Here is a 23,302-nt window from a genome sequence, read left to right on the forward strand (position 1 = left end):
TGACCATTGCCGAGCCTCCTTTCCCACGGAAGGGAGGCTCGCTCTCGGATAAGGAAGCGCAAGCGTGGCCTATACATCGTCTCAACCGCGCCGGTTTTTGTCCGGCTGGTCCGCAAAGGCTGGAAAGCCAGCCAAACCTGCCGACGCCGGCATGAAGCGCGTGCAGTTCTCCTCGTCCTACGTACCTTACCTGTTTCTGGCGCCGCAGCTTGCGGTGATTTTCATCTTCTTCTACTGGCCATCGGTTCAGGCCATACATTCGTCCTTCTATATCGAAGACCCGTTCGGTTTCGGCGCTTCCTTCGTCGGACTTGCCAATTATTCGGATGCGATCTTCAGCCCCGAATATCTCAGCATCGCCAAATTCACGGTTGTCTTCACCGTGCTGGTCACCTTCTTTTCGCTGGCGCTCGGCCTGCTGCTCGCCGTCAAGGCCGACGCGGTCATTCGGGGCAGCTCGACATACAAGACGCTGCTGATTTCCGTGTATGCCATCGCGCCGCCGGTCGCCGGTCTCATCGGCATGATGTTTTTCGACCAGCATATCGGCCCCTTCGTCAAGATGGCCGCATTCCTCGGCTGGGACATGAAGGTCGGCCTCAATTATTTCGATACGGCCTTCGCCATGATCGTTGTCGCGGTCTGGAAGCAGATCCCTTACAACTTCATTTTCTTCCTTTCGGGTCTTCAGGGTGTGCCGGTCTCGGTGCGGGAAGCCGCCGCCATCGACTGCCGTTCGGGCTTTCGCCGGTTCTGGACGGTGATCATGCCCCTTCTGGCGCCCACGGCCTTCTTCCTGCTGATCATCAACATCACCTATGCGCTCTTCGACACGTTCGGCGTCATCGACGTGATGGTGAAGGACAAGGCCGCCAACAACCCGATCACGCTTGTCTACAAGGTGTTTCTGGATGGTTTCCGCGGCAATGACATCGGTGGCTCTTCGGCCCAGTCCGTCATCCTGATGCTGGTCGTCTTCGTTCTCACCATCATCCAGTTCCGCTTCATCGAAAAGCGCATCCATTACAATTGAGGGAAAAGACCATGTACAAGACAAAACCCCTCGATCATCTGGTGCTGATCATCGGCGCGCTGTTCCTGATCTTGCCGGTCATCGTGGCCTTCATGACCTCCACCCATACCGCTGCGGAAATACACCGCAGCGGTCTGACGATGGTTCCCGGCGACAATTTCATCGAGACTTATGAAAAGGTTCTGACCCAGAAGGGCGGCTTCACCGGGCAGATCACGGGTCTCAATATGGTGCTGAATTCGTTGATCCTCGGCATCGGTTTTGCCGTCGGCAAGATCGTCCTGTCGATGACGGCGGCCTATGCGATCGTCTATTTCCGGTTCCGGTTCGCAACGCTCGCCTTCTGGATCATTTTCACCACGCTGCTTCTGCCGCTCGAAGTGCGCATCATGCCCTCCTACGAGGTGATGAGCAAACTCGGCCTTCTGAACTCCTATACCGGCCTCATCGTGCCGCTTCTCGCTTCGGCGACAGGCACCTTCTATTTCCGGCAGTTCTTCAAATCCGTGCCCGAGGAGTTGCTGGAGGCTGCCCGTATCGATGGCGCAGGGCCGGTGAAATTCTTCATCGACGTTCTCATCCCGCTGTCCCGCACCATGATGGCGGCGATCTTCATCATCATGTTCGTTTACGGCTGGAACCAGTATCTCTGGCCCATGCTGATGACGACGGACGAGGGCTTCTTCACCCTGATGCGCGGCATCAAGTCGATCCTGCAGGTCTGGGTCGGTTCGCAAATTCCCGATTACAACGAAGCTTTCGCGCTCGCCGTGCTGGCCATGCTGCCGCCGGTACTGATCGTCGTCATTTTCCAGCGCTGGTTCATCAAGGGCCTGACCGAAAGCGATAAATAAGGAGACCGAAATGGCCGCGATAGAAATCAGTCAGGTCTGCAAGGACTATCATGGCGGCGTGCGCGCCGTGCATCACGTCGATATCGACATCAGGGACGGCGAGTTCATCGTTCTGGTCGGCCCCTCCGGCTGCGGCAAATCCACGCTTCTGCGCATGGTCGCAGGGCTTGAGGATATTTCCGAAGGCACTGTGAAGATCGGTGACCGGGTGGTCAATCATGCCGATCCGGCCGACCGGGATATCGCCATGGTGTTTCAGAACTACGCGCTTTATCCGCATATGTCGGTGCGCCAGAACCTGGAATACGGATTGAAGAACCGCAAGACGCCGAAGGCGGAGATCGATGCGCGTGTGGCCGAAGCCGCGCGTATGCTGCAGCTCGAACCCTATCTGGACCGCAAGCCGCGCGCCCTTTCCGGCGGCCAGCGGCAGCGTGTCGCCATGGGTCGCGCCATCGTTCGCAAACCGGCGGCCTTCCTCTTCGACGAGCCCCTGTCCAATCTCGATGCCAAGCTGCGCGTTTCCATGCGCGGCGAGATCAAGCGCCTGCAAAAGCGTCTCGGCACCACCTCGATCTACGTCACCCACGATCAGCTGGAAGCCATGACGCTGGCCGATCGTCTTGTGGTGTTGAATGGCGGCCGTATCGAACAGATCGGCGCGCCGCTGGATGTCTATCATACGCCTGCCTCGACCTTCGTTGCGAGTTTCATCGGCTCTCCCGCCATGAACCTGCTGAACGCCGAGTTGCATGGCGATAGCCTCGCCATCGGTCCGTCGCTCTTTGCGCTCAACGGTTTCGCGCCTGCCTCCGGCCCCGTGACGGTGGGCATGCGGGCGGAAGATTTCCGCCTCGCAGCGGCAGGTGAGCAGGGCTTCCCGCTTCGGGTCGATTATATCGAGGAGCTGGGGTCGCAGCGACTGATCCACGGCATGATCGGTGACCAGAGCCTGACAGTTGCTTTCCCGCCGGATGTCGAGGTTCCGTCCGCGCTCTCCGTCACGATCGCGCCGGAAAAACTGCATTTCTTCTCCAGCGAAACCGGCAAGCGCATCGCCGGCAAAGCGGAGCAGCTGGCGGCGCAGCCCGCGCAAATGGCGACAGCCTGAGTGCTTCGCAGAAATCGGCGCGATGACTAAAATTGCGCCGATTGTCAAAACCGCTTTGTTACGATCCCGATGATAGAAGACCTCCAATATTTCACGGGGGTTTTCTAATATGTCCTTCAAAATGATGTTCGCTGCCGCAGCAACCATGGCGGTCCGCACGGTGCCGATATTGCCGGCCTATTTGCGCCGGTCAAAAGACGAGGCTGTCGTCAGCGCATCCTGCACCGATCTGCGGCTTCAGCCGGCCCCCATCAATCCGGAATGGATCATTTCCGGCAACCCCCAGGCGCGCGCGGCGGATCATTCCAGAAGTGGCGACCGTGCCTCCAGCACCGCCATGTGGGATTGCACGGCGGGTGAGTTCCGCTGGTTCTTCGGTTGGGATGAAACCGTCTATATTCTCGAAGGCGAAGTGCATGTGACCGCGGAAGACGGTTCCATCAGCATCCTGCGGGTCGGCGACGTCGCTTATTTCCCTGCGGGAACATGGGCCACCTGGCGCGTAGATGATTATGTCCGCAAAGTCGCTTTCATGCGCCGTCCGTTCCCCAAGGCGCTGGCTTTTGCCTATCGCGTCAAGAACAAGCTGTTTGCCGGCCGTTCCTATAAGCTGGCGGCCTGAACCCATAGAACATTCCAGTCGGCGGGGCTGCACGGCTCCGCTGACGGAATTGTGAAGGTTCAATAAAACTCACACAAACCACCGCTTGCAGCAGTTGCCTTTGAATGGTCGCTGCCCTACATCTTCAGGGTTTTCTGAAGCATTTCCGGGTTTCTACCGATCGTGCAGGGAAGCTTGAAAAGGCAAGGCAATGGGCACCGCGGACTGACAAAGTGTCCGTATGCTGCAAGAGGAACATGCGCATGGCGAAGATCAAGAACGTCGCGATCCAGATGGATCATGTCTCCGGCATCAATATAGCCGGTGACTCCACCTTCGCCATGAGCCTTGAGGCGCAGGCGCGCGGATACCGGCTGTTCCACTATACGCCCGAGCGCCTCTCGATGCGCGATGGCAAGATTTACGCCACCGTCGAGCAGATGGAACTGCGCGACATCAAGGGCGACCATTTCTCGCTGTCCGAACCGGAGCGCGTCGATCTGTCGACCATGGATGTCATCCATCTGCGTCAGGATCCGCCATTCGACATGGCTTACATCACCTCGACCCATCTGCTGGAGCGAATTCATCCGAAAACGCTGGTGGTCAACGATCCCGCCTGGGTGCGCAATTCGCCGGAAAAGATTTTCGTCACCGAATTCGCCGATCTGATGCCGAAGACGCTGATCACCAAGGACGTGGAGGAAATCGCCCGCTTCCGCAATGAAATGGGCGATATCATCCTCAAGCCGCTTTACGGCAATGGCGGCGCAGGCGTCTTCCATTCGGCGCGCGACGACCGCAATTTCTCCTCGCTGCTGGAAATGTTCGGCCAGATGTTCCGCGAGCCCTATATCGCCCAGCAATATCTGCCGGATGTCCGCAAGGGCGACAAGCGTATCCTGCTGGTGGATGGCGAACCGGTTGGCGCGATCAACCGCGTGCCGGCGGAAAACGACGCCCGCTCCAACATGCATGCCGGCGGTCGGCCGGAACCGACGGAACTGACGGCGCGCGAGAAGGAAATCTGCCGCCGCATCGGCCCTGCCTTGCGGGAACGCGGTTTCCTCTTCGTCGGTATCGATGTGATTGGCGACTATATGACGGAAATCAACGTCACCTCGCCGACCGGCATACGCGAAGTGCGGAAGTTCGGCGGTGCGGATGTCGCAAGCCTGTTGTGGGATGCGATCGAGAAAAAGCGCGAAGCGCAGGATTTGTGAGGCGGGCTTTCGCCGATCCAGCTTTGTTCCGCGAGTACAACTAGACACAACTAAAATACATCGTCAGCGAGAAATTGTTCGCTGGATGTTCTTGTTTTATTCTTCGCCCTGTGGCACGTTGCTTGCGGGTGGCCGCGCGATAGGGCATGAAGCTCTGACCAGCGCGGCCGGTTTGCGGGGGCAGGCCATGGTGGCAAGGGTCAATACGGTTGCATTTCAGGGCATAGAGGGCGTGCCCGTCGAGGTGCAGGTCATGGTCGCGCCGGGAAAGGTGGGCATCCAGATTGTCGGCCTGCCCGACAAGGCGGTGGCCGAAAGCCGCGAGCGGGTGCAGGCCGCCCTGCATGCCTCGGGTCTGGCGCTGCCGGCAAAAAAGGTCACCGTCAATCTCGCGCCTGCCGATCTGCCCAAGGAAGGATCGCATTTCGATCTTCCCATTGCCCTTGGCCTCATGGCGGCTTTGGGCGCGATACCGGCAGAAATGCTGGCACGTTATGTGGTTCTCGGCGAACTCAATCTCGATGGCACCATCGGTATGGTTTCGGGCGCCCTGCCGGCGGCGATCGGTGCCAATGCGCTTGGCAAGGGGCTGATCTGCCCCGCTGAAAGCGGGCCGGAAGCGGCCTGGGCCGGCGCAGGTATCGATATTCTCGCCCCGCGCAGCCTGATTGCACTGGCCAACCATTTTCGCGGCACGCAGCTTCTCTCGCGCCCAACGCCCGCCATCCGCGCCAACCCGGTCAATCTGCCGGATTTAGCGGATATCAAAGGACAGGAGAGCGCCCGGCGCGCGCTGGAGGTGGCGGCCGCCGGCGGCCACAACCTGCTCATGGTCGGTCCACCCGGCTCCGGCAAATCCATGCTCGCAGCCCGCCTGCCTTCCATCCTGCCGCCGCTGGAAGCGGCGGAATTGCTGGAAGTTTCGATGGTCCATTCCATCGCCGGCCAATTATCCGGCGGCAAGCTTTCGGACCGCAGGCCGTTCCGCACCCCGCATCATTCCGCCACCATGGCGGCGTTGATCGGCGGAGGGCTTCGCGCCAAGCCGGGTGAGGCTTCGCTCGCCCATCACGGCGTTCTTTTTCTGGATGAGTTCCCGGAATTTTCGCCGCAGGTGCTGGATGCATTGCGCCAGCCGCTGGAAACGGGCGAATGCATCATTGCGCGGGCCAATCACCGCGTCAGCTATCCGGCGGAAATCCAGCTCGTTGCGGCGATGAATCCCTGCCGTTGCGGCATGGCGGGAGAGCCGGGTTTCACCTGCGCCCGAGGCCCGCGTTGCGTGACGGATTATCAGGCCCGCATTTCCGGCCCGCTGCTGGATCGTATCGATATCCGCATCGACGTTCCCGCCGTCTCTGCCGCCGATCTCATCCGCCCCGTCGCGTCGGAGCCGAGTGCGGCGGTGGCCGCCCGCGTCGCCCGGGCACGTCTTGCGCAGCAGGAACGTTACGCGTCGGCGGGATTTGCCGCCATTCGCACCAATGCCCGCTGCACGACGACCCTGATAGAAAAATATGCCGAGCCGGATGCGTCCGGGCTGCAATTGCTGCGCGATGCGGCCGAGCGGCTGAAGTTCTCCGCGCGCGGTTATCATCGCATTCTCAAGGTTGCCCGCACCCTGGCCGATCTGGATGGCAAACAGACGGTCGGCCGCATCCATGTGGCGGAAGCCGTGTCCTATCGTATCGCTGGCGAGAGGCTGACGACGGCGGCATAAAGCATTTCCAGTAAAGGCACGAAGCGGTTTTTGGTGGGGAAGTGTGTAAAAACAAGTAATTAGGGCACATCTAACGATTCCGTTTAAACCGGATATGCTCCAGAAGGTCGCCTGTTGTGCCTTCCCTGAAAAAACACTGTGCCGCCAGCGGAAGCCGGCGGCACATAAGAATATTCGCTACTCTGGCGCGCGATCCTACCGCGCTTGAAAGCCTGGCTTAAAGTCCGAGGCCTTCGAAAAGCGCTGTCGAAAGGTAGCGTTCCGCAAAGGAAGGAATGATGACGACGATGTTCTTGCCGGCATTTTCTTCCCGCGCGCCAACCTTGATGGCCGCCGCCAGCGCCGCACCCGAGGAGATGCCGACCGGCACGCCTTCCAGCCTTGCCGCCAGACGTGCGGTTTCGAAAGCCTCGTCATTGGTCACGGTGACGATCTCGTCATAAATGCCGGTATCGAGGATGGCGGGTGCAAAACCGGCGCCGATGCCCTGAATCTTGTGCGGGCCGGGGTTGCCGCCGGAAAGAACCGGGCTGTCGGCAGGTTCGACGGCAATGACCTTCACCTCGGGCTTGCGCGACTTCAGCACCTGACCCGTGCCGGTGATGGTGCCGCCGGTGCCGATGCCCGAGACGAGAATATCGACCGTGCCTTCGGTGTCGTTCCAGATTTCTTCAGCCGTCGTCTTACGGTGAATATCGGGATTGGCGGGGTTTTCGAACTGCTGCGGAATGATGGCGTCAGGCAGGGTCTCGGCCAGTTCCTGCGCCTTGGCGATGGCGCCCTTCATGCCCTTGGGGCCTTCGGTCAACACCAGTTCGGCGCCGAGCAGGGCCAGCATTTTCCGGCGTTCAACCGACATGGTTTCAGGCATGGTCAGGATCAGCTTGTAGCCCTTCGCAGCGGCGGCGAAGGCAAGCGCGATGCCCGTGTTGCCGGAGGTCGGCTCCACCAGCGTGGTTTTGCCGGGGATGATCTTGCCTTGGGCTTCCAGAGCTTCGATCATGGCGACGCCGATGCGGTCCTTCACGGAAGCGATGGGATTGAAAAATTCGAGTTTGGCGAGAAGGTTGGCCTTCACGCCCTTCTCCTTCGCCAGCTTGTCGAGCCGCACGATCGGTGTGTCGCCGATTGTTTCCGTAATCGAGGAATAGACGCGTCCGCGTCCGGGCTTTCTGGCTTCGGGCATGATGCTCTCCTGTGTAAAGACCGCAAGATTTGAGCGGCAGAATAGGAGCAATAGCTTTCGCAAGCTAGCGAACGTTCGTCCTAATATCCCTAAATTGCAGGAATAATTTCACGATAAATCGCATAAATGCACGAATTTGTTTTACGTGCTGCGGATCGCGATCATGGTCGCGGTTCCGGCCAGAATACCCGCCGCCGTGCGGTTGAGGATCGTCAAGGCGCTCGGCCTTTTCAGGAGGTTACGCGCCTTGGCCGCAAGCAGGATGTAAGGCAGGAGAACCGCCATCAGCACGACGAAGGTGATGGCGAGAAGGGTCGCATATTCCGAAGGGCCGATCATGCGGATATCGATCAGCGTTGGCACCAGCGCCACATAAAACAGCATGGTTTTCGGGTTGCCGAGGGTGATCAGCAGGCCGGACAGGAAGGACATGGGCATGCTGGTGCTTTTCTTGGCCTTCAGCTCCTGTGGCAGCAAGCCGGCGGTCCAAAGCTTCCAGGCAATATAAAGGAGATAGGCCGCGCCCGCGAATTTCAGCACCATGAAGGCTTCCTGAAAGGTCTGCGCGACGAAGGCCAGGCCCAGGATCACAGCGGTCAGGTAAATCATGTCGCCCAGCACCAGCCCGAGGCCCATGAAGAAGGTTTCGCGAAAGCCCGAACCCAGCGCCCGCGCCACGATCGCCGTCATGCCGGGGCCGGGAATGGCAGCGGCGATGAAGAGGGCGGTGGCATAGGCGAAAAGGGTCGTCAGCGTCATGATCGTATTTCCCGAAAAATCCGCCAAATCCATAGCGAAATTACCGGATAAAGACAATCAGTCCGCGCGTCTGTACCAGCGACGTCGCTAAACGCCGGTGGAGCCGAAACCGCCGGTACCGCGCGCCGTCTGCGAGGTTTCCGTCACCTCGCTCACAACAACCTGGGTCACCGGCGCGATCACCATCTGCGCAATGCGCATGCCGCGCTCGATGATAAAAATCTCCTGACCCAGATTGGCGAGGATGACTTTCACCTCGCCACGATAATCGCTGTCCACCGTACCGGGAGAGTTGAGGCAGGTGATGCCGTTCTTGATGGCGAGGCCGGAGCGGGGGCGGATTTGCGCCTCGTATCCCTGCGGAACTTCGAAGATGAAACCGGTGGGGACCAGGGCGCGTTCGCCCGGTTGCAGGGTCAGCGGTTCATCGGCAGGTACGGCCGCGCGCAGGTCCATGCCGGCGGCGCCACGGGTTTCGTAGGACGGCAATTCGAGGTCAGCGCCATTGGCGAGGCGGACGAGCCGGAGAGGGGGGCGATTGTCATTTTGAAGGGTCATGCGGCATTAGTTTGCCGAGATCGCGGCAAGGTCAATTGCAAATGTGGGCCTGAAACGCTAGATAGCCCGCAATTCCACAGGATTTGTCAGATGGCCGAAACACTTGCCGAGGCGGTCTCCCGCCGCCGCACCTTTGCTATTATTGCGCACCCGGACGCGGGTAAGACCACGCTTACCGAAAAACTGCTGCTGTTCGGCGGAGCGATCCAGCTTGCCGGTGAGGTGAAGGCGAAGAAGGACCGCATCCAGACCCGTTCGGACTGGATGAAGATCGAGCGCGAGCGCGGCATTTCGGTCGTCACTTCGGTCATGACCTTCGAATATAACGATCGCGTCTTCAACATTCTCGATACGCCCGGCCACGAAGACTTCGCCGACGACACCTACCGCACCCTGACGGCGGTGGATGCGGCGATCATGGTCATCGACGCCGCCAAGGGTATCGAGCCGCGCACGCTAAAACTCTTCGAAGTCTGCCGCATGCGCGATATTCCGATCATCACCTTCATCAACAAGATGGACCGCGAAAGCCGCGACCCCTTCGAGATTCTGGATGAGGTGGAAGAGAAGCTCGCGCTCGATACCGCGCCGATCACCTGGCCGGTCGGTCGGGCAAAGACCTTCTGTGGCGCCTATAATCTCGCCGACAGCACCTTCCGTGGCGTCGATACGCAGGTGGAAGCCATGCCGGTCAACGGTCCGCAGGCGGTTGCCGATCGCCTGCCGGAAAATGAGCGCCATCTTTTCGTGGAAGAAACGGAACTGGCGCTGGAAGCCTGCCGTCCTTTCGATCGTCAGGCATTTCTCGAAGGTCATATGACACCGGTGTTCTTCGGTTCGGCGCTGCGCAATTTCGGTGTGCGTGATCTCATCAATGCGCTTGGCGATTTCGCGCCGCCGCCGCGCGATCAGGTGGCGGACACCCGCACCGTACATGCGGCCGAAGAAAAAATGACGGCTTTCGTCTTCAAGATTCAGGCCAATATGGACCCGAACCATCGCGACCGCATCGCTTTCGCCCGCATCTGCTCCGGCAAGCTGGAGCGCGGCATGAAGGCGCGGCTTGCTCGCACCGGCAAACGGATGGGCCTCACTGCGCCGCAGTTCTTTTTCGCCTCGCAGCGCCAGCTTGCCGATACGGCCTTCGCGGGTGACGTGGTCGGCATCCCGAACCACGGTACGCTGCGCATCGGCGATACGCTGACCGAGGGTGAAAACCTGGTTTTCCAGGGCGTGCCGAACTTCTCGCCGGAAATCCTGCGCCGAGTGCGTCTGGAAGACGCCATGAAGGCCAAGAAGCTGAAGGAAGCCCTGCAGCAGATGGCGGAAGAAGGCGTCGTGCAGCTCTTTTCGCCGGAAGACGGCTCGCCGGCCATCGTCGGTGTTGTCGGTGCGCTGCAGCTCGATGTCCTGAAGGAGCGTCTGATGGGCGAATATGGCCTGCCGGTCTCGTTCGAAATGTCACGCTTTTCCGTCTGCCGCTGGATTTCTTCCGATCAGCCGGCGGAAATGGACAAGTTCCTCAACGTCAAGCGTGGCGATATCGCCCGCGATCTGGATGGCGATCCGGTGTTTCTGGCGCAGGACGCCTTCTCGCTCCGCTATGAGTCCGAGCGTTTTCCGGCGATCAAGATGGTTGCGATCAAGGAATATCACGTCGCCAAGGCGGCGTGATATCGGCCGGATTGCACTTTGTATGCCAAGGGCTTAGTTTCCCCTCAAACGGGAAACTGGTCCGGCATCATGACGCTTTCAGGCAAACATATTCTCCTCATCATCTCCGGTGGCATCGCGGCCTATAAGAGCCTTGATCTCCTTCGCCGCCTGAAAGAGCGCGGCGCGAAGGTGACGCCGGTCATGACGAAGGGCGCCCAGGAATTCGTCACGCCGCTTGCTGTCGGCGCGCTATCCGCCACGCACGTCTTCACCGAGCTCTTTTCCCGGCAGGATGAACAGGATGTCGGCCATATCAGGCTGGCGCGTGACTGCGACCTCGTGCTTGTGGCGCCCGCCACCGCCGATCTGATGGCGAAGATGGCGCATGGTCTTGCAGACGATCTTGCCTCCACCATTCTTCTCGCGACGGATCGAAAGGTGCTGGTGGCACCGGCGATGAACCCGAAAATGTGGGCGGCAAAGCCCACGCTGCGTAATGTCGAAACGCTGAAAAAAGACGGCGTGTTTTTCATCGGACCCATGGCCGGTGAGATGGCGGAGAAGGGCGAGGCGGGTTTTGGCCGCATGGCCGAGCCGTTGCAGATCGTCGAAGCCGTTGCCGCACTGCTGGATGAGGGGCCAAAGCCCCTGAAGGGCAGAACGGCCATCGTGACCTCCGGCCCCACGCATGAACCGATTGACCCGGTGCGCTACATCGCCAACCGCTCCTCCGGCAAGCAGGGCCATGCCATTGCGGCGGCTCTGGCTGAGTTGGGGGCAGAGGTCACGCTTGTTTCCGGCCCGGTCACCATCGCCGATCCTGCCGGGGTCACGACGATCCATGTCGAGCGCGCCGAGGAGATGCGCGATGCGGTGATATCGAGACTGCCGGCGGATATCGCCGTCATGGTCGCCGCCGTCGCCGACTGGCGGGTGACGGGCTCGTCGGAGCAGAAGATCAAGAAGCAGCCGGGCGATGCGCCGCCGGCGCTGCAACTGACGGAAAATCCCGATATTCTCAAAACCGTCGGCCATCATGAAAAGCGCCCGAAGATTGTGGTGGGCTTCGCTGCCGAAACGCAGGATGTCGAGAAGAATGGCCGGGCGAAGCTGGAGCGCAAAGGGGCGGATTATATCGTCGCGAATGATGTTTCGGCGGAAACCGGCATCATGGGCGGGGATCGCAACAGCGTGAAGATTATTTCCGCAGATGGCATCGACGTCTGGCCGGATCTCGACAAGGCCGACGTTGCAAAACGTCTGGCGGTCCTGATCGCGGAGAAACTCGCATGAGCCTGTTCGATCGCAAGACTTTCGACAGGGTGCTCGGCAAATGGCCGGGCGTGCGTTTCGTCGACCAATGGGATTCCCATGTCGCCAAGGTGGGCGACAAGGTCTTTGCCGTGCTTGGCGAGCGGGAGGACTGGCGGCTGGTCGTGAAATGCTCGGAAGAGAGCTTCGAAATATTGACCTCGCTGGAAGGCATAGGGCAGGCGCCCTATTTCGCCAAACGCAAATGGGTGTCGATTGGCGATCACTCCCCGCTCGAACAGGAAGAGCTGGAGCATTATGTGCGTCGTTCCTACGAACTCGTCGCCGCCGGTCTGACCAAAAAACTGCGGGGCGAGCTGGGCATCGTGATCGATACCGGACCTCGCCTGTAACTCTCCGTCAGTTGATTTTCTTGTCCTTGCCGATGATCTGGCGCACGCCTTCCTTGGTGAAGGGCTGCAGGAGTTGCGGCAGAAATCCTTTCGCGATCTCACCCTTGATGCCGATATCGGTGGAAGAGGGCCGATCGGGGTTATGATAGGAGCCGAAGATCAGATCGAAGATGACGAGATTTTCGCCGTAATTGGTGTTGCCTTCCGGAAGCTGTTTCGAATGGTGCCAGCGGTGCAGGCGCGGCGTGCTGAAGACGTAATCGAGCAGCCCTGTTTTCATATCGACGTTGCAATGGGTCAAAATACCGATGAAGGCGGTCACGGCACCCAGCCACCAGAAAATCTGAAGCGGTGCGCCCATGAAATAAAGCGGTATCTGGCTGAGCGCGATCTTGAACAGGGAATCGGCCACATGGAACCGTCCCGTATTGACGACCCAGAGCCGCACGACGCTGTGATGCAGCGCATGGAAACGCCAGAAGAATACGGTTTCATGCGCGATACGGTGAGACCAGTAGAGGCCGAATTCGGCAATCGTCACCGCAAGGGCGACCTGGACGATCATCGGCAGATGAGACGGCCAGAGGTCGAACCGCATGGCGGCGAGAGGCTGCAGCACATTGGCGGTCACCATCGGGAAGATTGCCGCTGCGGCGGCTGCGAGCTGGACCAGCCCTTTCGTCAAAAGCGTATGGCCGATACTGTTCACGGTTTCGCCGTCACCCTCAAGCCATTGGATTTCGTAGGGAATATAACGTTCGAGAAGAAACAGGCTTAAAACCGCGCCCGCGTAGACGGTCAAAAAGGCCGCGATGGGATGGCTGCTCGTGAAAGCGAAATAGGACCCCACGAGGCCGCCGACGAACACCAGCGGCCACGAAGAATAGGAAAGGGCCTCTTTCAGTACTTGCGCTTTTGCCATCAAAATCAAATCCCGTCCGGCATCGTCCGTCTATACCGCCGGCGCAATTCCGCGCAGGCATCAAAGCAGCCCTTACCCCGCATCGATCACCTGTCTCGATTGGAGATCAGGCCCTTATCGCTCCAATGCATTACACAAACATGGCACTCACCGGTGCCGAGGTGCTCAGCTTATCCTGATTGCGATGTAAAGAAGCGTCAGCGCTATGACCCAGAGTGCCGCCCGTCCCCATTTGGTGTGGCGCGCTTCCGCCTTGCCGATGGCTTCCGCCGTCTGCGCGTCGAAACGCAGACCGTTCTCGCTCATATACATCAACTCGGAATGCAGCTTCTCCGTCTTGGCGGCGATTTCCGGCGCTGCCTCGGCGAGCTTGAGAGCCGCTTTCACGCCGTCCTTCAGGTCGGTGACGATGCGTTTCGGGCCGAGATTGTCCCTGATCCAGCCGCCGACGACCGGGTCTGCCGCCTTCCACATGTTGAAGCGCGGATTGAGCATGCGCGATACGCCTTCCACCACCACCATGGTCTTTTGCAGCATCACCAGTTCCGGCCGCGTTTCCATGTCGAAAAGCTCGGTCACTTCGAATAGCAGCGTCAAAAGCTTGCCCATGGAGATCGTTTCGGCCGGCTGGCCGTGGATCGGTTCGCCAATGGCGCGGATCGCCTGGGCGAAGCTTGCTATATCGTGATGGCCCGGCACGTAACCGGCTTCGAAGTGCACTTCCGCCACCCGCATGTAATCGCGGGTAATGAAGCCGTAGAGGATCTCGGCAAGGAAGCGGCGTTCCTTTTTACCGAGACGTCCGGCAATGCCCATGTCGACGGCGACGATCTCGCCCTCAGCATCGACGAAGAGATTGCCGGGATGCATGTCGGCATGGAAGAAGCCATCGCGCAGCGTGTGCCGCAGGAAGGACTGGATCAGCGTGTCGGCGAGTTTGTTCAGGTCGTGGCCGGCGGCCTTCAACCCTTCGATATCCGACATCTTGACGCCGTCGATCCACTCCATGGTGACGACATCGCGCCCGGTGCGTTCCCAGTCGACCTCGGGAACCCGGAATCCGGGATCGTCCCTGGTGTTTTCCGCAAGTTCGGAAAGGGCGGCGGCCTCGAGCCGCAGATCCATCTCGATCTTGGTGGTCTGCTCCAGCGTGCGTGTCACCTCGACGGGGCGCAGGCGACGCGCGGAGCGGACGAAACGCTGCTGCAGATCGGCGATCAGATACATCGCCTCGAGATCGTTCTGGAAACGCTGGCGCACGCCGGGGCGGATGACCTTGACGGCCACCTTGCGCGGCCCTTTCGGCGTATCCACAATTGCCGGATGAACCTGGGCAATGGAGGCGGCGGCAATAGGATCGCCGAATTCCCTGTAGAGATCGGATACCGAACGGCCGAGCGAACCTTCGATATTCGCCTTCGCCGCAGCCGCCGGGAAAAAGGCCATGCGGTCCTGAAGGCTCGCGAGATCGTCGGCGAAGTCGGCGCCCACCACATCCGGCCGGGTGGCGAGAAACTGGCCCATCTTCACGTAGGAAGGACCAAGCCGCTCGACAGCCACCGCCAGACGGTCGCTGCGCTGCGCCCTTTTCGCCTTGCTGCGGGCGAACGGTTTCAGCAGCGCTTTCAACAATTGGGCGGGAGCAGGCAGGTCATCGGAAGGTAGGGCCAGCACGACGCCTTCGCGCACGAGAACCCAGCCAACCCTTGCGAGGCGGAAATATGCGCCCAAAGTACTCATGCTTATGCTTGTCTCCTGCGTCTGCCGGCCATGGTCTTAAAGCTTCCAGCCGGAATGCAGGGCGGCGATGCCGCCGGTGTAATTGGTATAGCTGACGCGGGAGAAGCCGGCGGTGCGGATCATCGTCGCGAAATCCTCCTGATTGGGGAATTTGCGGATCGATTCGACCAGATATTGATAGGGCTCGGCGTCACCCGTGATCATCTTGCCAAATTGCGGGATGGCGTTAAACGACCAGGCGTCGTAAACGCGGTCAAGCAACGGCATTTCGACCTCGGAAAATTCCAGCACCAGCAGCCGCCCGCCGCGCTTCAGCACACGATGCGCCTCCTTCAGCGCGACGTCGATGCGCGGTACGTTGCGGATGCCGAACGCGATCGTATAGGCGTCGAAACTGTTTGCCTCGAAAGGCAGTTCCTCGGCATTGGCTTCCACGAAGGTCAGATTGTCGGAAAGCTTCTTTTTTGCCGCGCGTTCTTCGCCGACGGCCAGCATCGAGCCGTTGATGTCGAGAACGGTGGCATGCGCCAGACGGTTGGAGGCTTCGATGATGCGGAAGGCGATATCGCCGGTGCCGCCGGCAACATCCAGAACCTTGTAGGACGCGTCCTTGCGCGGCGAAAGCGAAGAGACCATCGCGTCTTTCCACAGCCGGTGCAGGCCTGCCGACATCACATCGTTCATGATGTCGTAGCGTTTGGCCACCTTGTGGAAGACTTCGTTGACCAGCCCCTGCTTTTTGCCTTCGTCCACCTTGTGGAAGCCATAGGACGTTTCCATGCCGCCTTGGGCAGTGGTACGGGCGTCGGTCATCGTCTGTCTCCATATTTATTGCGTGGCGGACCATAGCGGAAACGCCATGGCAACGCTATCTGTTGCCGCATCGCCTGGGCGCGACATTTCGCGTGCACTGTATAGACCACATGGTCCTAACGATAAACTGTCGGATAAGCCAGATGCCAGAACTGCCAGAAGTCGAAACCGTCAGACGCGGCCTTGCGCCCGCCATGGAAGGCGCAAGGGTCCGCAGGCTCCATCTCGGCCGCCCCGATTTGCGTTTTCCATTCCCGCAGGATTTCGCAGCACTTATCGAAGGCAAGACGATCCTGTCGCTCGGGCGCAGGGCGAAATATCTTCTGATCGAACTGGAGGATGGGCTGACCATCGTTTCCCACCTCGGTATGTCCGGCTCGTTCCGCATCGAGGCGGAGGCGGGTGAGGCCGGCGATGCTCCCGGCGTGTTTCACCATGCCCGGTCCAAAGACGGCAAGCATGACCATGTCGTCTTTCATCTGGATAAAGGGGAAGAGCGCGTCTGCGTCATCTATAATGATCCGCGCCGCTTCGGCTTCATGCATCTGGTGGAACGCAACAAGCTCGACCTTTACCCCGCTTTTGCCGAGCTCGGCCCGGAGCCGACAGGCAATGCGCTGAGCGCGGATTATCTGGCGAGCCGGTTTGAAGGCAAAAGCCAGCCCCTGAAAAGCACATTGCTGGACCAGAAGGTCATTGCCGGTCTCGGCAATATCTATGTCTGCGAGGCGCTGTGGCGCGCGCATCTTTCGCCTTTGCGGGCGGCGGGAACGCTGGTGACGAAAGGTGGCAAGCCCAAAACGCAGCTCGTCGATCTGACGGAGAAAATCCGCGACGTGATCGCGGATGCGATCGCCGCTGGCGGCTCCTCATTGCGAGACCATATACAGACGGACGGAACGCTCGGTTATTTCCAGCATTCCTTTTCGGTCTACGATCAGGAAGGCCAGCCTTGCCGGACGCCCGGCTGCCGGGGTACGGTTGAAAGGGTGGTGCAGGCCGGTCGTTCGACCTTTTATTGCGCCGCCTGCCAGAAGTAACGGAGCCGGAGTGCCGGAAGGGGAGATTGCCGTGGACTATGAAACGATACTGGTCGAGAAACGCGATGAGGTGGGTGTCATCACCCTCAACCGCCCCAAGGCGCTCAATGCTCTCAATTCGGTGCTTCTGAAAGAGCTGCGGCACATTCTGTCTTCGTTTTCCGCCGATGATTCCATCGGTGCGATCATTATCACCGGTTCGGAAAAGGCATTTGCGGCAGGCGCCGATATCAAGGAAATGCAGGGGCTGGATTTCGTCGATGCCTATGTCGGCGATTTTCTCGGCGGCTGGGACGAGGTTGCGGCCACCCGCAAGCCGGTCATCGCCGCCGTATCCGGCTTTGCGCTGGGTGGCGGCTGCGAACTGGCGATGATGTGCGATTTCATCATCGCTTCGGACACGGCAAAATTCGGCCAGCCGGAAATCACCCTCGGGGTCATTCCGGGCATGGGCGGCTCGCAGCGGCTGACACGGGCGGTCGGCAAGGCGAAGGCGATGGACCTGGTTCTGACCGGGCGCATGATGGATGCGGCGGAAGCTGAGCGGGCCGGTCTCGTGTCGCGTGTCGTGCCGGCTGCAAATCTCATGGACGAGGCGGTGGAGGCGGCAACCCGCATCGCTTCCCTGTCGCGTGCTTCCGTTCTCATGGCCAAGGAAAGCGTCAATCGCTCCTTCGAGGTGCCGCTTGCGGAAGGACTGAGATATGAAAGACGATCCTTCCAGTCGCTCTTTGCGACAGCGGATCAGAAGGAGGGCATGGCCGCCTTCGTGGAAAAGCGCAAACCCGCTTTCCGGAATCGCTAAGGATTCGGAATATCGGCGCTTTTAAGCGTTTTGCGCGTTGACGGGCGTAAGCTTTAGCGGTATATGCCCGCCCACGGTTAAGGAAAGCCATCCGGCTTGTCCGAAATTACTCCCGCATTCTTGGGTTACGTGAGGTCTTCGAACGACCCGATCCTATGGTTGCGGAATTTGGTTTGAATTCGAAGAGAGGCATACATGGCCAATACAACTTCGGCGAAAAAGGCGACCCGCAAGATCGCTCGCCGTACCGCAGTCAACAAGGCTCGCCGTTCGCGCGTTCGCGGCTTCATCCGCAAGGTCGAGGAAGCCATCGCTTCCGGTGATCTCGCAGTCGCTACCGAAGCTCTGAGGGCAGCTCAGCCCGAGATCCAGCGCGCCGCCACCCGGGGCGTTCTGCACGGCAACACTGCATCCCGCAAGGTGTCGCGTCTCGCACAGCGCGTTAAGGCTCTTTCCGCCTAATCCGGCTAATCACAAATAATTATTCAAAAAGCCTGGTCTTTTGACCGGGCTTTTTGTGATTCTAACTGCCCGTTAACCATTGCTGCCGTAACGTGACAAACGCATGTCAGATGGACGACAGGAAATTTGCAATAAAAACAATAGCTTGCTGGAGGTCTCTGGAAAACTCGGGGGCTTTCTCTACGGAAGTCGCGGCCAGTTTTGAGTCAAGAAGATTTTTATTTTTTTGCCAAAATCAGCTCTCAAAAATTGCCAAAATTGAATCTCATTGATTCATAAGCGATTCTGCTTCGCACCCTGTCGGTGATGCAAAACGGCCTTTGCGAGTCAATGGCCGATCTGAGTTTTTGCAGAAAAAACGCCATTGATCTCTCCCCGCGATCCTGCCTAAATGCATTTCAACAAGGGGTGCGGATCTCAGTCCACAGATTATCTCGATGATCGTATCGACGATATTCACCTTCTTGCTGGCGGGTCTTTCGGGGTCCGTTTTTTCAGGTCATGGAGCTTTTTGTGCCGTTTCGGTCTCCGGAACGGGCGGGAGCTTTTGTCCTCAAGAATGCGCCTTAAGGTTGTAACGAAAGGAGCGTTTTAGCGTGTCGCAGGCCTCTCCATGAGGGGGAGGGAAATGGGATAACCGGCTCGCAAACGAGTAGTCGCCTTTGACGTTCTTTCGAGGGGAACGCTGGAGGCAAAAATATACGAGGGGGATCTCTGGCGATCGATCTTTGATCGTCAGGCTATGATTGGCAATTTGAAAGGCGGCAATATGCAATTGAATTTGGCGATGGGTGCGGTGGCTGATGGGGACCGCGCACCGAAGACGCGTGATGCAGCTTGCTCAGATGCGGCAGGGGACAAATCGGCAATGACGCACGATGCGCTGTTTGAACGTTTTAGCGCGCGGCTCAAGGCACAGGTTGGTCCGGAGGTCTATGCAAGCTGGTTTGCACGGCTCAAACTCCATTCCGTTTCGAAAAGCGTCGTCCGTTTTACCGTTCCGACGACCTTTTTGAAGTCCTGGATCAACAACCGTTACATGGATCTGATCACGAACCTCGTCCAGAGCGAGGATCCGGATGTGCTGAAGGTGGAGATTCTGGTCCGCTCGGCCAGCCGCCCGGTCCGTCCGGCACAGACCGAGGAAAGGGTGCAGCCCGTTCCGGAAGTCGGCGCGGTTCAGCGTAACAAGTCCTTCATTCCGTCGCAGCCCGCGACGCCTGCCGCACAGCCTGCGGCTTCGCACGCGACCCTGCGTCAGGGCGGTTCCGGGCCGTTGTTCGGTTCGCCGCTCGACACACGTTTCACCTTCGATACCTTTGTCGAAGGCTCGTCCAACCGCGTCGCTCTTGCGGCGGCAAAGACGATCGCCGAAGCCGGTGCTGGCGCCGTGCGCTTCAACCCGCTGTTCATCCATGCGGGTGTCGGCCTCGGCAAGACGCATCTTCTGCAGGCAATCGCCAATGCCGCCATAGACAGCCCGCGCAATCCGCGCGTGGTCTATCTGACGGCCGAATATTTCATGTGGCGTTTCGCAACCGCGATCCGCGATAATGACGCGCTGACGCTGAAGGATACGCTGCGCAATATCGACCTGCTCGTCATCGACGACATGCAGTTCCTGCAGGGCAAGATGATCCAGCACGAATTCTGCCATCTGCTCAACATGCTGCTCGACAGCGCCAAGCAGGTCGTGGTTGCGGCTGACCGTGCGCCGTGGGAGCTGGAATCGCTCGATCCGCGTGTCCGCTCCCGTCTTCAGGGCGGCATGGCTATCGAGATCGAAGGTCCCGATTATGACATGCGCTATGAAATGCTCAACCGCCGCCTCGGCTCGGCACGTCAGGACGATCCGTCCTTCGAGATTTCGGATGAAATCCTGACTCATGTGGCCAAGAGCGTGACGGCAAGCGGACGCGAACTGGAAGGCGCCTTCAACCAGTTGATGTTCCGTCGCTCCTTCGAGCCGAACCTTTCGGTTGATCGTGTCGATGAGCTGCTGTCGCATCTCGTCGGGACCGGTGAGGCCAAGCGTGTACGCATCGAGGATATTCAGCGCATCGTCGCCAAGCACTATAATGTGTCGCGACAGGAGCTGGTGTCCAACCGCCGCACCCGCGTCATCGTCAAGCCGCGCCAGATCGCCATGTATCTGGCAAAGATGCTGACGCCGCGTTCTTTCCCCGAGATCGGTCGCCGTTTCGGCGGTCGCGATCACACCACGGTTCTGCATGCTGTGCGCAAGATCGAGGAACTGATTTCCGGCGACACCAAGCTCGGCCATGAGGTTGAGCTGTTGAAACGCCTGATCAACGAAAACAACGCATAAAAAGAAGCGGCCTTCGGGCCGCTTCAGTCTGTTGGCAACAATTCCCCAACACGCGACGTCATCCTCGGGCTCGTCCCGAGGATCTAACCACGTTTCGGAAAGTCGATCGGTTGCAGATGCTCGGGACAAGCCCGAGCATGACGCGAGGAAAGGTTTTCGGACTTTGTTGTTACCCTCAGCGGCCACTGTGCCGCTTTTTTATTGGCTTTTCGGGGCGGATCGGCGCCGCCGATCAGCAGGCCAGATCGGCCACCACGGCATCCAGAATAAGCATGCCTGATGGTGTGCAGCGCAGGCGGGAATTGCCGAGCCTTTCCACGAAACCGTGCTGCAAAAGAAACTCTTCTTTTTCCGGATCGAGATCGCGGCCGGAAAGGTCGCTCCAGCGGGCGAGATCGATGCCTTCGCGCAGGCGAAGTCCCATCAGCAGCAATTCATCGGCCTGCTCATCGACGCCGAGCAGCTCCTGATCGACCATGCCGTGGCCTTCCCGCTCGACGGTTTCGAGCCAGTTTTCCGGGTGGCGCTCGGTGGCGGTTGCGAGCTTGGAAGCGCCTCTCGTCAGGCGTCCATGCGCGCCGGGGCCGATGCCGGCATAATCGCCATACCGCCAGTAGGTGAGGTTATGGCGGCTTTCGGCGCCGGGCCGGGCATGGTTGGAGACCTCATAGGCCGGCATGCCGTAACGTTCGGTGATTTCCTGCGTCGCTTCATAAAGAACGGCCGAATGTTCGCCATCCGGTACGATGAGCTTGCCAGCCTTGTGCAGCCCGTAGAAGGGCGTGCCTTCCTCTATGGTCAGCTGATAGAGCGACAGATGGTCGACAGCGTAGGAGACAGCCTCTTTCAGCTCTGCGTCCCATTCGGCCACCGTCTGGTTCGGGCGGGCATAGATGAGATCGAAGGACATGCGCGGAAAAATCTCCCGCGCCAGCCGGATGGCTTTCAAGGCATCGGCAACATCATGCAGGCGGCCAAGGAACTTCAGGTCCCGGTCGTTCAGCGCCTGTACGCCGAGCGAGACGCGATTGACGCCCGCCGCGCGGTAACCGCGAAAACGCTCCGCCTCGACGCTGGAAGGATTGGCTTCCATGGTGATCTCGATACCGTCCGGCACATGCCAGAAGCGCGAGACGCCATCGAGAAGTGCGCCTACCGTCTGCGGATCCATTAGCGACGGCGTGCCGCCGCCCATAAAAATGCTGGTCACGACGCGCGGACCGCTCAGCGTCCGCATATGCTCCATTTCGCGGAGAAAGGCCGCCGTAAACCGTTCCTGATCCACCGGCCGGTGGCGGACATGGCTGTTGAAATCGCAATAGGGACATTTGGCCGCACAGAAGGGCCAATGCAGATAGATCCCGAAACCGGGATCGCCCGTATCCGGCAGAAGCGATGCGCCGGGGGCAGAAAGTTGATGCTCCCCGACCATCGGGTTCATGCCTCCAGGCAGGTTTCTACGAATTTTTTAAACGCCCGGGCACGGTGGGAAAGCGCGAAGGCGTCACCATGTTTCCAGCCGTGTTTTTCATCCGCGCTCATCTCGCCGAATGTGGTGTCGTATCCTTCCGGTTTGAAGACCGGATCGTAACCGAAACCGCTCGTTCCGCGCGGCGGCCACACCACCGTGCCTTCCACCTCGCCGCGGAAATATTCGACATGCCCGTCCGGCCAGGCGAGACACAGCACGCTGACGAAGCGACCGGTGCGATCTTCCGGCTTCGATGCACCACGCTCGGCCAGCGCATCCTCGACCTTCTGCATTGCCATGGCGAAATCGCGGGTCCCATCGGCCGTTTCCGCCCAATTGGCGGTATAGACACCTGGCGCACCATCCAGCGCATCGATGACCAGACCGGAATCGTCGGACAAAGCCGGAAGACCCGATGCCTTCGCGGAGGCAAGCGCCTTGATGGCGGCGTTTTCCTCGAAGGTGGTGCCCGTCTCATCCGGCTCTTCGAAGTTCAGTTCCGCCGCCGATTTGGCGGAGAATCCGAAAGGCCCGATCAGATCGGCGATTTCGGCGATCTTGCCCTTGTTGTGGCTGGCGACGACGATCGTTCTGGTATCGAGCTTGCGCATGGTGCTTTCCTGTCGGCTCAGGCTATCGCCTGTTTCTGAAGGGCAACCAGTTCGCTGCAACCGGCCTTGGCGAGGCCGAGCAACGTGAGGAATTCTTCCTCGGAGAACGGCGCGCCTTCCGCCGTGCCCTGAACCTCAACGATGCCGCCGGAACCGGTGATGACGAAATTAGCGTCGGTCTCGGCGGAGGAATCCTCGAGGTAATCGAGATCGATCACCGGCTGGTTGGCGAAGATGCCGCAGGAGATCGCGGCGATATGGTCCTTCAGAACCTTCTCGACCTTGATCATATTGCGGGTTTCCATCCACTTCAGGCAATCGTGGAGCGCAATCCATGCGCCGGTGATGGAGGCAGTGCGGGTGCCGCCATCGGCCTGGATGACGTCGCAGTCGATGCTGATCTGGCGCTCACCCAGCGCCTGCAGATCGACGACGGCGCGCAGCGAGCGGCCGATGAGGCGTTGGATCTCCTGCGTGCGACCGCCCTGCTTGCCGGAAGCGGCCTCGCGCTTCATGCGCTCATGGGTGGAGCGCGGCAGCATGCCATATTCGGCGGTGACCCAGCCCTTGCCGCTGTTGCGCAGCCATGGCGGCGTCTTTTCTTCAAGGCTTGCGGTGACGAGCACATGCGTGTCGCCGAATTTCACGAGACAGGAACCTTCGGCATGTTTCGAAAAATTGCGCTCGAAGGAAACCTTGCGCATCTGGTCGGTTTTTCTGCCTGAAGGCCGCATATGATCCACT

22 protein-coding genes are annotated in these 23,302 nt (G+C 59.6%); 13 read left to right on the top strand and 9 right to left on the bottom strand.

Annotated elements, in window-relative coordinates:
- The first annotated feature begins 64 nt into the window (after positions 1-64).
- The 6 genes from F3H58_RS15870 (at position 65) to F3H58_RS15895 (ending at position 6,542) form a co-directional block, all read left to right on the top strand.
- The gene (locus F3H58_RS15870) at positions 65-1,033 is read left to right on the top strand and encodes an ABC transporter permease subunit (RefSeq protein WP_170985783.1); all 969 of its coding nucleotides are present in this window, start codon (positions 65-67) and stop codon (positions 1,031-1,033) included.
- Positions 1,034-1,044: 11 nt separating this feature from the next.
- Positions 1,045-1,887, top strand: coding sequence for a sn-glycerol-3-phosphate ABC transporter permease UgpE (ugpE, locus tag F3H58_RS15875; RefSeq protein ID WP_003520108.1), 843 nt, complete (start codon positions 1,045-1,047; stop codon positions 1,885-1,887).
- Between the two features lie 10 nt (positions 1,888-1,897).
- Complete coding sequence (locus F3H58_RS15880) at positions 1,898-2,998, top strand: sn-glycerol-3-phosphate import ATP-binding protein UgpC (RefSeq protein ID WP_149742849.1); 1,101 nt, start codon at positions 1,898-1,900, stop codon at positions 2,996-2,998.
- A 109-nt stretch (positions 2,999-3,107) separates the two neighbouring features.
- Positions 3,108-3,620, top strand: coding sequence for a cupin domain-containing protein (locus F3H58_RS15885; RefSeq protein ID WP_035264088.1), 513 nt, complete (start codon positions 3,108-3,110; stop codon positions 3,618-3,620).
- A 242-nt stretch (positions 3,621-3,862) separates the two neighbouring features.
- Positions 3,863-4,822: a glutathione synthase gene (gene gshB, locus F3H58_RS15890; RefSeq protein WP_149742850.1), complete on the top strand. Its 960-nt coding sequence runs from the start codon at positions 3,863-3,865 to the stop codon at positions 4,820-4,822.
- A 187-nt stretch (positions 4,823-5,009) separates the two neighbouring features.
- Positions 5,010-6,542, top strand: a complete 1,533-nt coding sequence (locus F3H58_RS15895) for a YifB family Mg chelatase-like AAA ATPase (protein ID WP_149742851.1) — start codon at positions 5,010-5,012, stop codon at positions 6,540-6,542.
- Between the two features lie 217 nt (positions 6,543-6,759).
- On the opposite strand, the gene cysK is transcribed toward F3H58_RS15895, so the two are convergent.
- From cysK to dut, 3 genes are all read right to left on the bottom strand, one after another.
- Positions 6,760-7,728 (bottom strand): cysteine synthase A, encoded by a 969-nt coding sequence (gene cysK / locus F3H58_RS15900; RefSeq protein WP_149742852.1) that lies wholly within the window; start codon positions 7,726-7,728, stop codon positions 6,760-6,762.
- 141 nt (positions 7,729-7,869) lie between these two features.
- The gene (locus F3H58_RS15905) at positions 7,870-8,487 is read right to left on the bottom strand and encodes a LysE family translocator (RefSeq protein WP_003520102.1); all 618 of its coding nucleotides are present in this window, start codon (positions 8,485-8,487) and stop codon (positions 7,870-7,872) included.
- Positions 8,488-8,574: 87 nt separating this feature from the next.
- Positions 8,575-9,045: a dUTP diphosphatase gene (gene dut / locus F3H58_RS15910; RefSeq protein ID WP_149742853.1), complete on the bottom strand. Its 471-nt coding sequence runs from the start codon at positions 9,043-9,045 to the stop codon at positions 8,575-8,577.
- Positions 9,046-9,135: 90 nt separating this feature from the next.
- Between dut and F3H58_RS15915 the strand changes: the two genes are divergently transcribed.
- The 3 genes from F3H58_RS15915 to F3H58_RS15925 all read left to right on the top strand — a co-directional run bounded on the left by F3H58_RS15915 (position 9,136) and on the right by F3H58_RS15925 (position 12,365).
- Positions 9,136-10,719: a peptide chain release factor 3 gene (locus tag F3H58_RS15915; protein ID WP_149742854.1), complete on the top strand. Its 1,584-nt coding sequence runs from the start codon at positions 9,136-9,138 to the stop codon at positions 10,717-10,719.
- A gap of 69 nt (positions 10,720-10,788) precedes the next feature.
- The gene (coaBC, locus tag F3H58_RS15920) at positions 10,789-11,994 is read left to right on the top strand and encodes a bifunctional phosphopantothenoylcysteine decarboxylase/phosphopantothenate--cysteine ligase CoaBC (protein ID WP_149742855.1); all 1,206 of its coding nucleotides are present in this window, start codon (positions 10,789-10,791) and stop codon (positions 11,992-11,994) included.
- On the top strand, positions 11,991-12,365 hold the full coding sequence (locus F3H58_RS15925; protein WP_149742856.1) for an MmcQ/YjbR family DNA-binding protein: 375 nt from the start codon (positions 11,991-11,993) through the stop codon (positions 12,363-12,365). Before coaBC ends, F3H58_RS15925 begins: the two co-directional genes overlap by 4 nt.
- A 7-nt stretch (positions 12,366-12,372) precedes the next feature.
- Here the strand turns inward: F3H58_RS15925 and olsE are convergent, their stop codons facing one another.
- The 3 genes from olsE to ubiE form a co-directional block, all read right to left on the bottom strand.
- Complete coding sequence (gene olsE / locus F3H58_RS15930; RefSeq protein WP_149742857.1) at positions 12,373-13,287, bottom strand: ornithine lipid hydroxylase OlsE; 915 nt, start codon at positions 13,285-13,287, stop codon at positions 12,373-12,375.
- 165 nt (positions 13,288-13,452) lie between these two features.
- The gene (gene ubiB, locus F3H58_RS15935; RefSeq protein WP_065654589.1) at positions 13,453-15,027 is read right to left on the bottom strand and encodes a 2-polyprenylphenol 6-hydroxylase; all 1,575 of its coding nucleotides are present in this window, start codon (positions 15,025-15,027) and stop codon (positions 13,453-13,455) included.
- A 36-nt stretch (positions 15,028-15,063) separates the two neighbouring features.
- Positions 15,064-15,840 carry a bifunctional demethylmenaquinone methyltransferase/2-methoxy-6-polyprenyl-1,4-benzoquinol methylase UbiE gene (gene ubiE / locus F3H58_RS15940; RefSeq protein ID WP_137452455.1) on the bottom strand — a complete coding sequence of 259 codons (777 nt, stop codon included), beginning with the start codon at positions 15,838-15,840 and terminating at the stop codon, positions 15,064-15,066.
- Between the two features lie 143 nt (positions 15,841-15,983).
- On the opposite strand from ubiE, the gene mutM reads away from it, so the two are divergent.
- The 4 genes from mutM to dnaA all read left to right on the top strand — a co-directional run bounded on the left by mutM (position 15,984) and on the right by dnaA (position 20,476).
- Positions 15,984-16,880, top strand: a complete 897-nt coding sequence (mutM, locus tag F3H58_RS15945; RefSeq protein ID WP_149742858.1) for a bifunctional DNA-formamidopyrimidine glycosylase/DNA-(apurinic or apyrimidinic site) lyase — start codon at positions 15,984-15,986, stop codon at positions 16,878-16,880.
- 31 nt (positions 16,881-16,911) lie between these two features.
- Positions 16,912-17,685 carry an enoyl-CoA hydratase gene (locus F3H58_RS15950; protein ID WP_065654587.1) on the top strand — a complete coding sequence of 258 codons (774 nt, stop codon included), beginning with the start codon at positions 16,912-16,914 and terminating at the stop codon, positions 17,683-17,685.
- A 195-nt stretch (positions 17,686-17,880) separates the two neighbouring features.
- Complete coding sequence (rpsT, locus tag F3H58_RS15955; protein ID WP_149742859.1) at positions 17,881-18,147, top strand: 30S ribosomal protein S20; 267 nt, start codon at positions 17,881-17,883, stop codon at positions 18,145-18,147.
- A gap of 868 nt (positions 18,148-19,015) precedes the next feature.
- Positions 19,016-20,476, top strand: a complete 1,461-nt coding sequence (gene dnaA, locus F3H58_RS15960; protein ID WP_286169619.1) for a chromosomal replication initiator protein DnaA — start codon at positions 19,016-19,018, stop codon at positions 20,474-20,476.
- Between the two features lie 232 nt (positions 20,477-20,708).
- Here the strand turns inward: dnaA and hemW are convergent, their stop codons facing one another.
- Genes hemW through rph form a run of 3 tightly spaced genes read right to left on the bottom strand, consistent with a single transcriptional unit; the run spans position 20,709 to position 23,292 of the window.
- Positions 20,709-21,908, bottom strand: coding sequence for a radical SAM family heme chaperone HemW (hemW, locus tag F3H58_RS15965; protein WP_065654859.1), 1,200 nt, complete (start codon positions 21,906-21,908; stop codon positions 20,709-20,711).
- Between the two features lie 5 nt (positions 21,909-21,913).
- Entirely contained in the window at positions 21,914-22,558 is a 645-nt protein-coding gene (rdgB, locus tag F3H58_RS15970; protein WP_065654586.1) for an RdgB/HAM1 family non-canonical purine NTP pyrophosphatase, read from the bottom strand.
- 17 nt (positions 22,559-22,575) lie between these two features.
- Positions 22,576-23,292, bottom strand: coding sequence for a ribonuclease PH (rph, locus tag F3H58_RS15975; RefSeq protein WP_003503798.1), 717 nt, complete (start codon positions 23,290-23,292; stop codon positions 22,576-22,578).
- Positions 23,293-23,302 lie beyond the last annotated feature (10 nt).

This window comes from Rhizobium sp. NFACC06-2, from assembly GCF_900101425.1.
In the GTDB taxonomy this organism is placed as follows: Bacteria; Pseudomonadota; Alphaproteobacteria; order Rhizobiales; family Rhizobiaceae; genus Agrobacterium; species Agrobacterium leguminum.

What these genes read in the sequence shown, in the direction of transcription:
- ugpE (WP_003520108.1), top strand. Translation starts at nt 1,045, where the DNA reads ATGTACAAGACAAAACCCCTCGATCATCTGGTGCTGATCATCGGCGCG.
- F3H58_RS15880 (WP_149742849.1), top strand. Translation starts at nt 1,898, where the DNA reads ATGGCCGCGATAGAAATCAGTCAGGTCTGCAAGGACTATCATGGCGGC.
- F3H58_RS15885 (WP_035264088.1), top strand. Translation starts at nt 3,108, where the DNA reads ATGTCCTTCAAAATGATGTTCGCTGCCGCAGCAACCATGGCGGTCCGC.
- gshB (WP_149742850.1), top strand. Translation starts at nt 3,863, where the DNA reads ATGGCGAAGATCAAGAACGTCGCGATCCAGATGGATCATGTCTCCGGC.
- F3H58_RS15895 (WP_149742851.1), top strand. Translation starts at nt 5,010, where the DNA reads ATGGTGGCAAGGGTCAATACGGTTGCATTTCAGGGCATAGAGGGCGTG.
- cysK (WP_149742852.1), bottom strand. Translation starts at nt 7,728, where the DNA reads ATGCCCGAAGCCAGAAAGCCCGGACGCGGACGCGTCTATTCCTCGATT.
- F3H58_RS15905 (WP_003520102.1), bottom strand. Translation starts at nt 8,487, where the DNA reads ATGACGCTGACGACCCTTTTCGCCTATGCCACCGCCCTCTTCATCGCC.
- dut (WP_149742853.1), bottom strand. Translation starts at nt 9,045, where the DNA reads ATGACCCTTCAAAATGACAATCGCCCCCCTCTCCGGCTCGTCCGCCTC.
- F3H58_RS15915 (WP_149742854.1), top strand. Translation starts at nt 9,136, where the DNA reads ATGGCCGAAACACTTGCCGAGGCGGTCTCCCGCCGCCGCACCTTTGCT.
- coaBC (WP_149742855.1), top strand. Translation starts at nt 10,789, where the DNA reads ATGACGCTTTCAGGCAAACATATTCTCCTCATCATCTCCGGTGGCATC.
- F3H58_RS15925 (WP_149742856.1), top strand. Translation starts at nt 11,991, where the DNA reads ATGAGCCTGTTCGATCGCAAGACTTTCGACAGGGTGCTCGGCAAATGG.
- olsE (WP_149742857.1), bottom strand. Translation starts at nt 13,287, where the DNA reads ATGGCAAAAGCGCAAGTACTGAAAGAGGCCCTTTCCTATTCTTCGTGG.
- ubiB (WP_065654589.1), bottom strand. Translation starts at nt 15,027, where the DNA reads ATGAGTACTTTGGGCGCATATTTCCGCCTCGCAAGGGTTGGCTGGGTT.
- ubiE (WP_137452455.1), bottom strand. Translation starts at nt 15,840, where the DNA reads ATGACCGACGCCCGTACCACTGCCCAAGGCGGCATGGAAACGTCCTAT.
- mutM (WP_149742858.1), top strand. Translation starts at nt 15,984, where the DNA reads ATGCCAGAACTGCCAGAAGTCGAAACCGTCAGACGCGGCCTTGCGCCC.
- rpsT (WP_149742859.1), top strand. Translation starts at nt 17,881, where the DNA reads ATGGCCAATACAACTTCGGCGAAAAAGGCGACCCGCAAGATCGCTCGC.
- dnaA (WP_286169619.1), top strand. Translation starts at nt 19,016, where the DNA reads ATGACGCACGATGCGCTGTTTGAACGTTTTAGCGCGCGGCTCAAGGCA.
- hemW (WP_065654859.1), bottom strand. Translation starts at nt 21,908, where the DNA reads ATGGTCGGGGAGCATCAACTTTCTGCCCCCGGCGCATCGCTTCTGCCG.
- rdgB (WP_065654586.1), bottom strand. Translation starts at nt 22,558, where the DNA reads ATGCGCAAGCTCGATACCAGAACGATCGTCGTCGCCAGCCACAACAAG.
- rph (WP_003503798.1), bottom strand. Translation starts at nt 23,292, where the DNA reads ATGCGGCCTTCAGGCAGAAAAACCGACCAGATGCGCAAGGTTTCCTTC.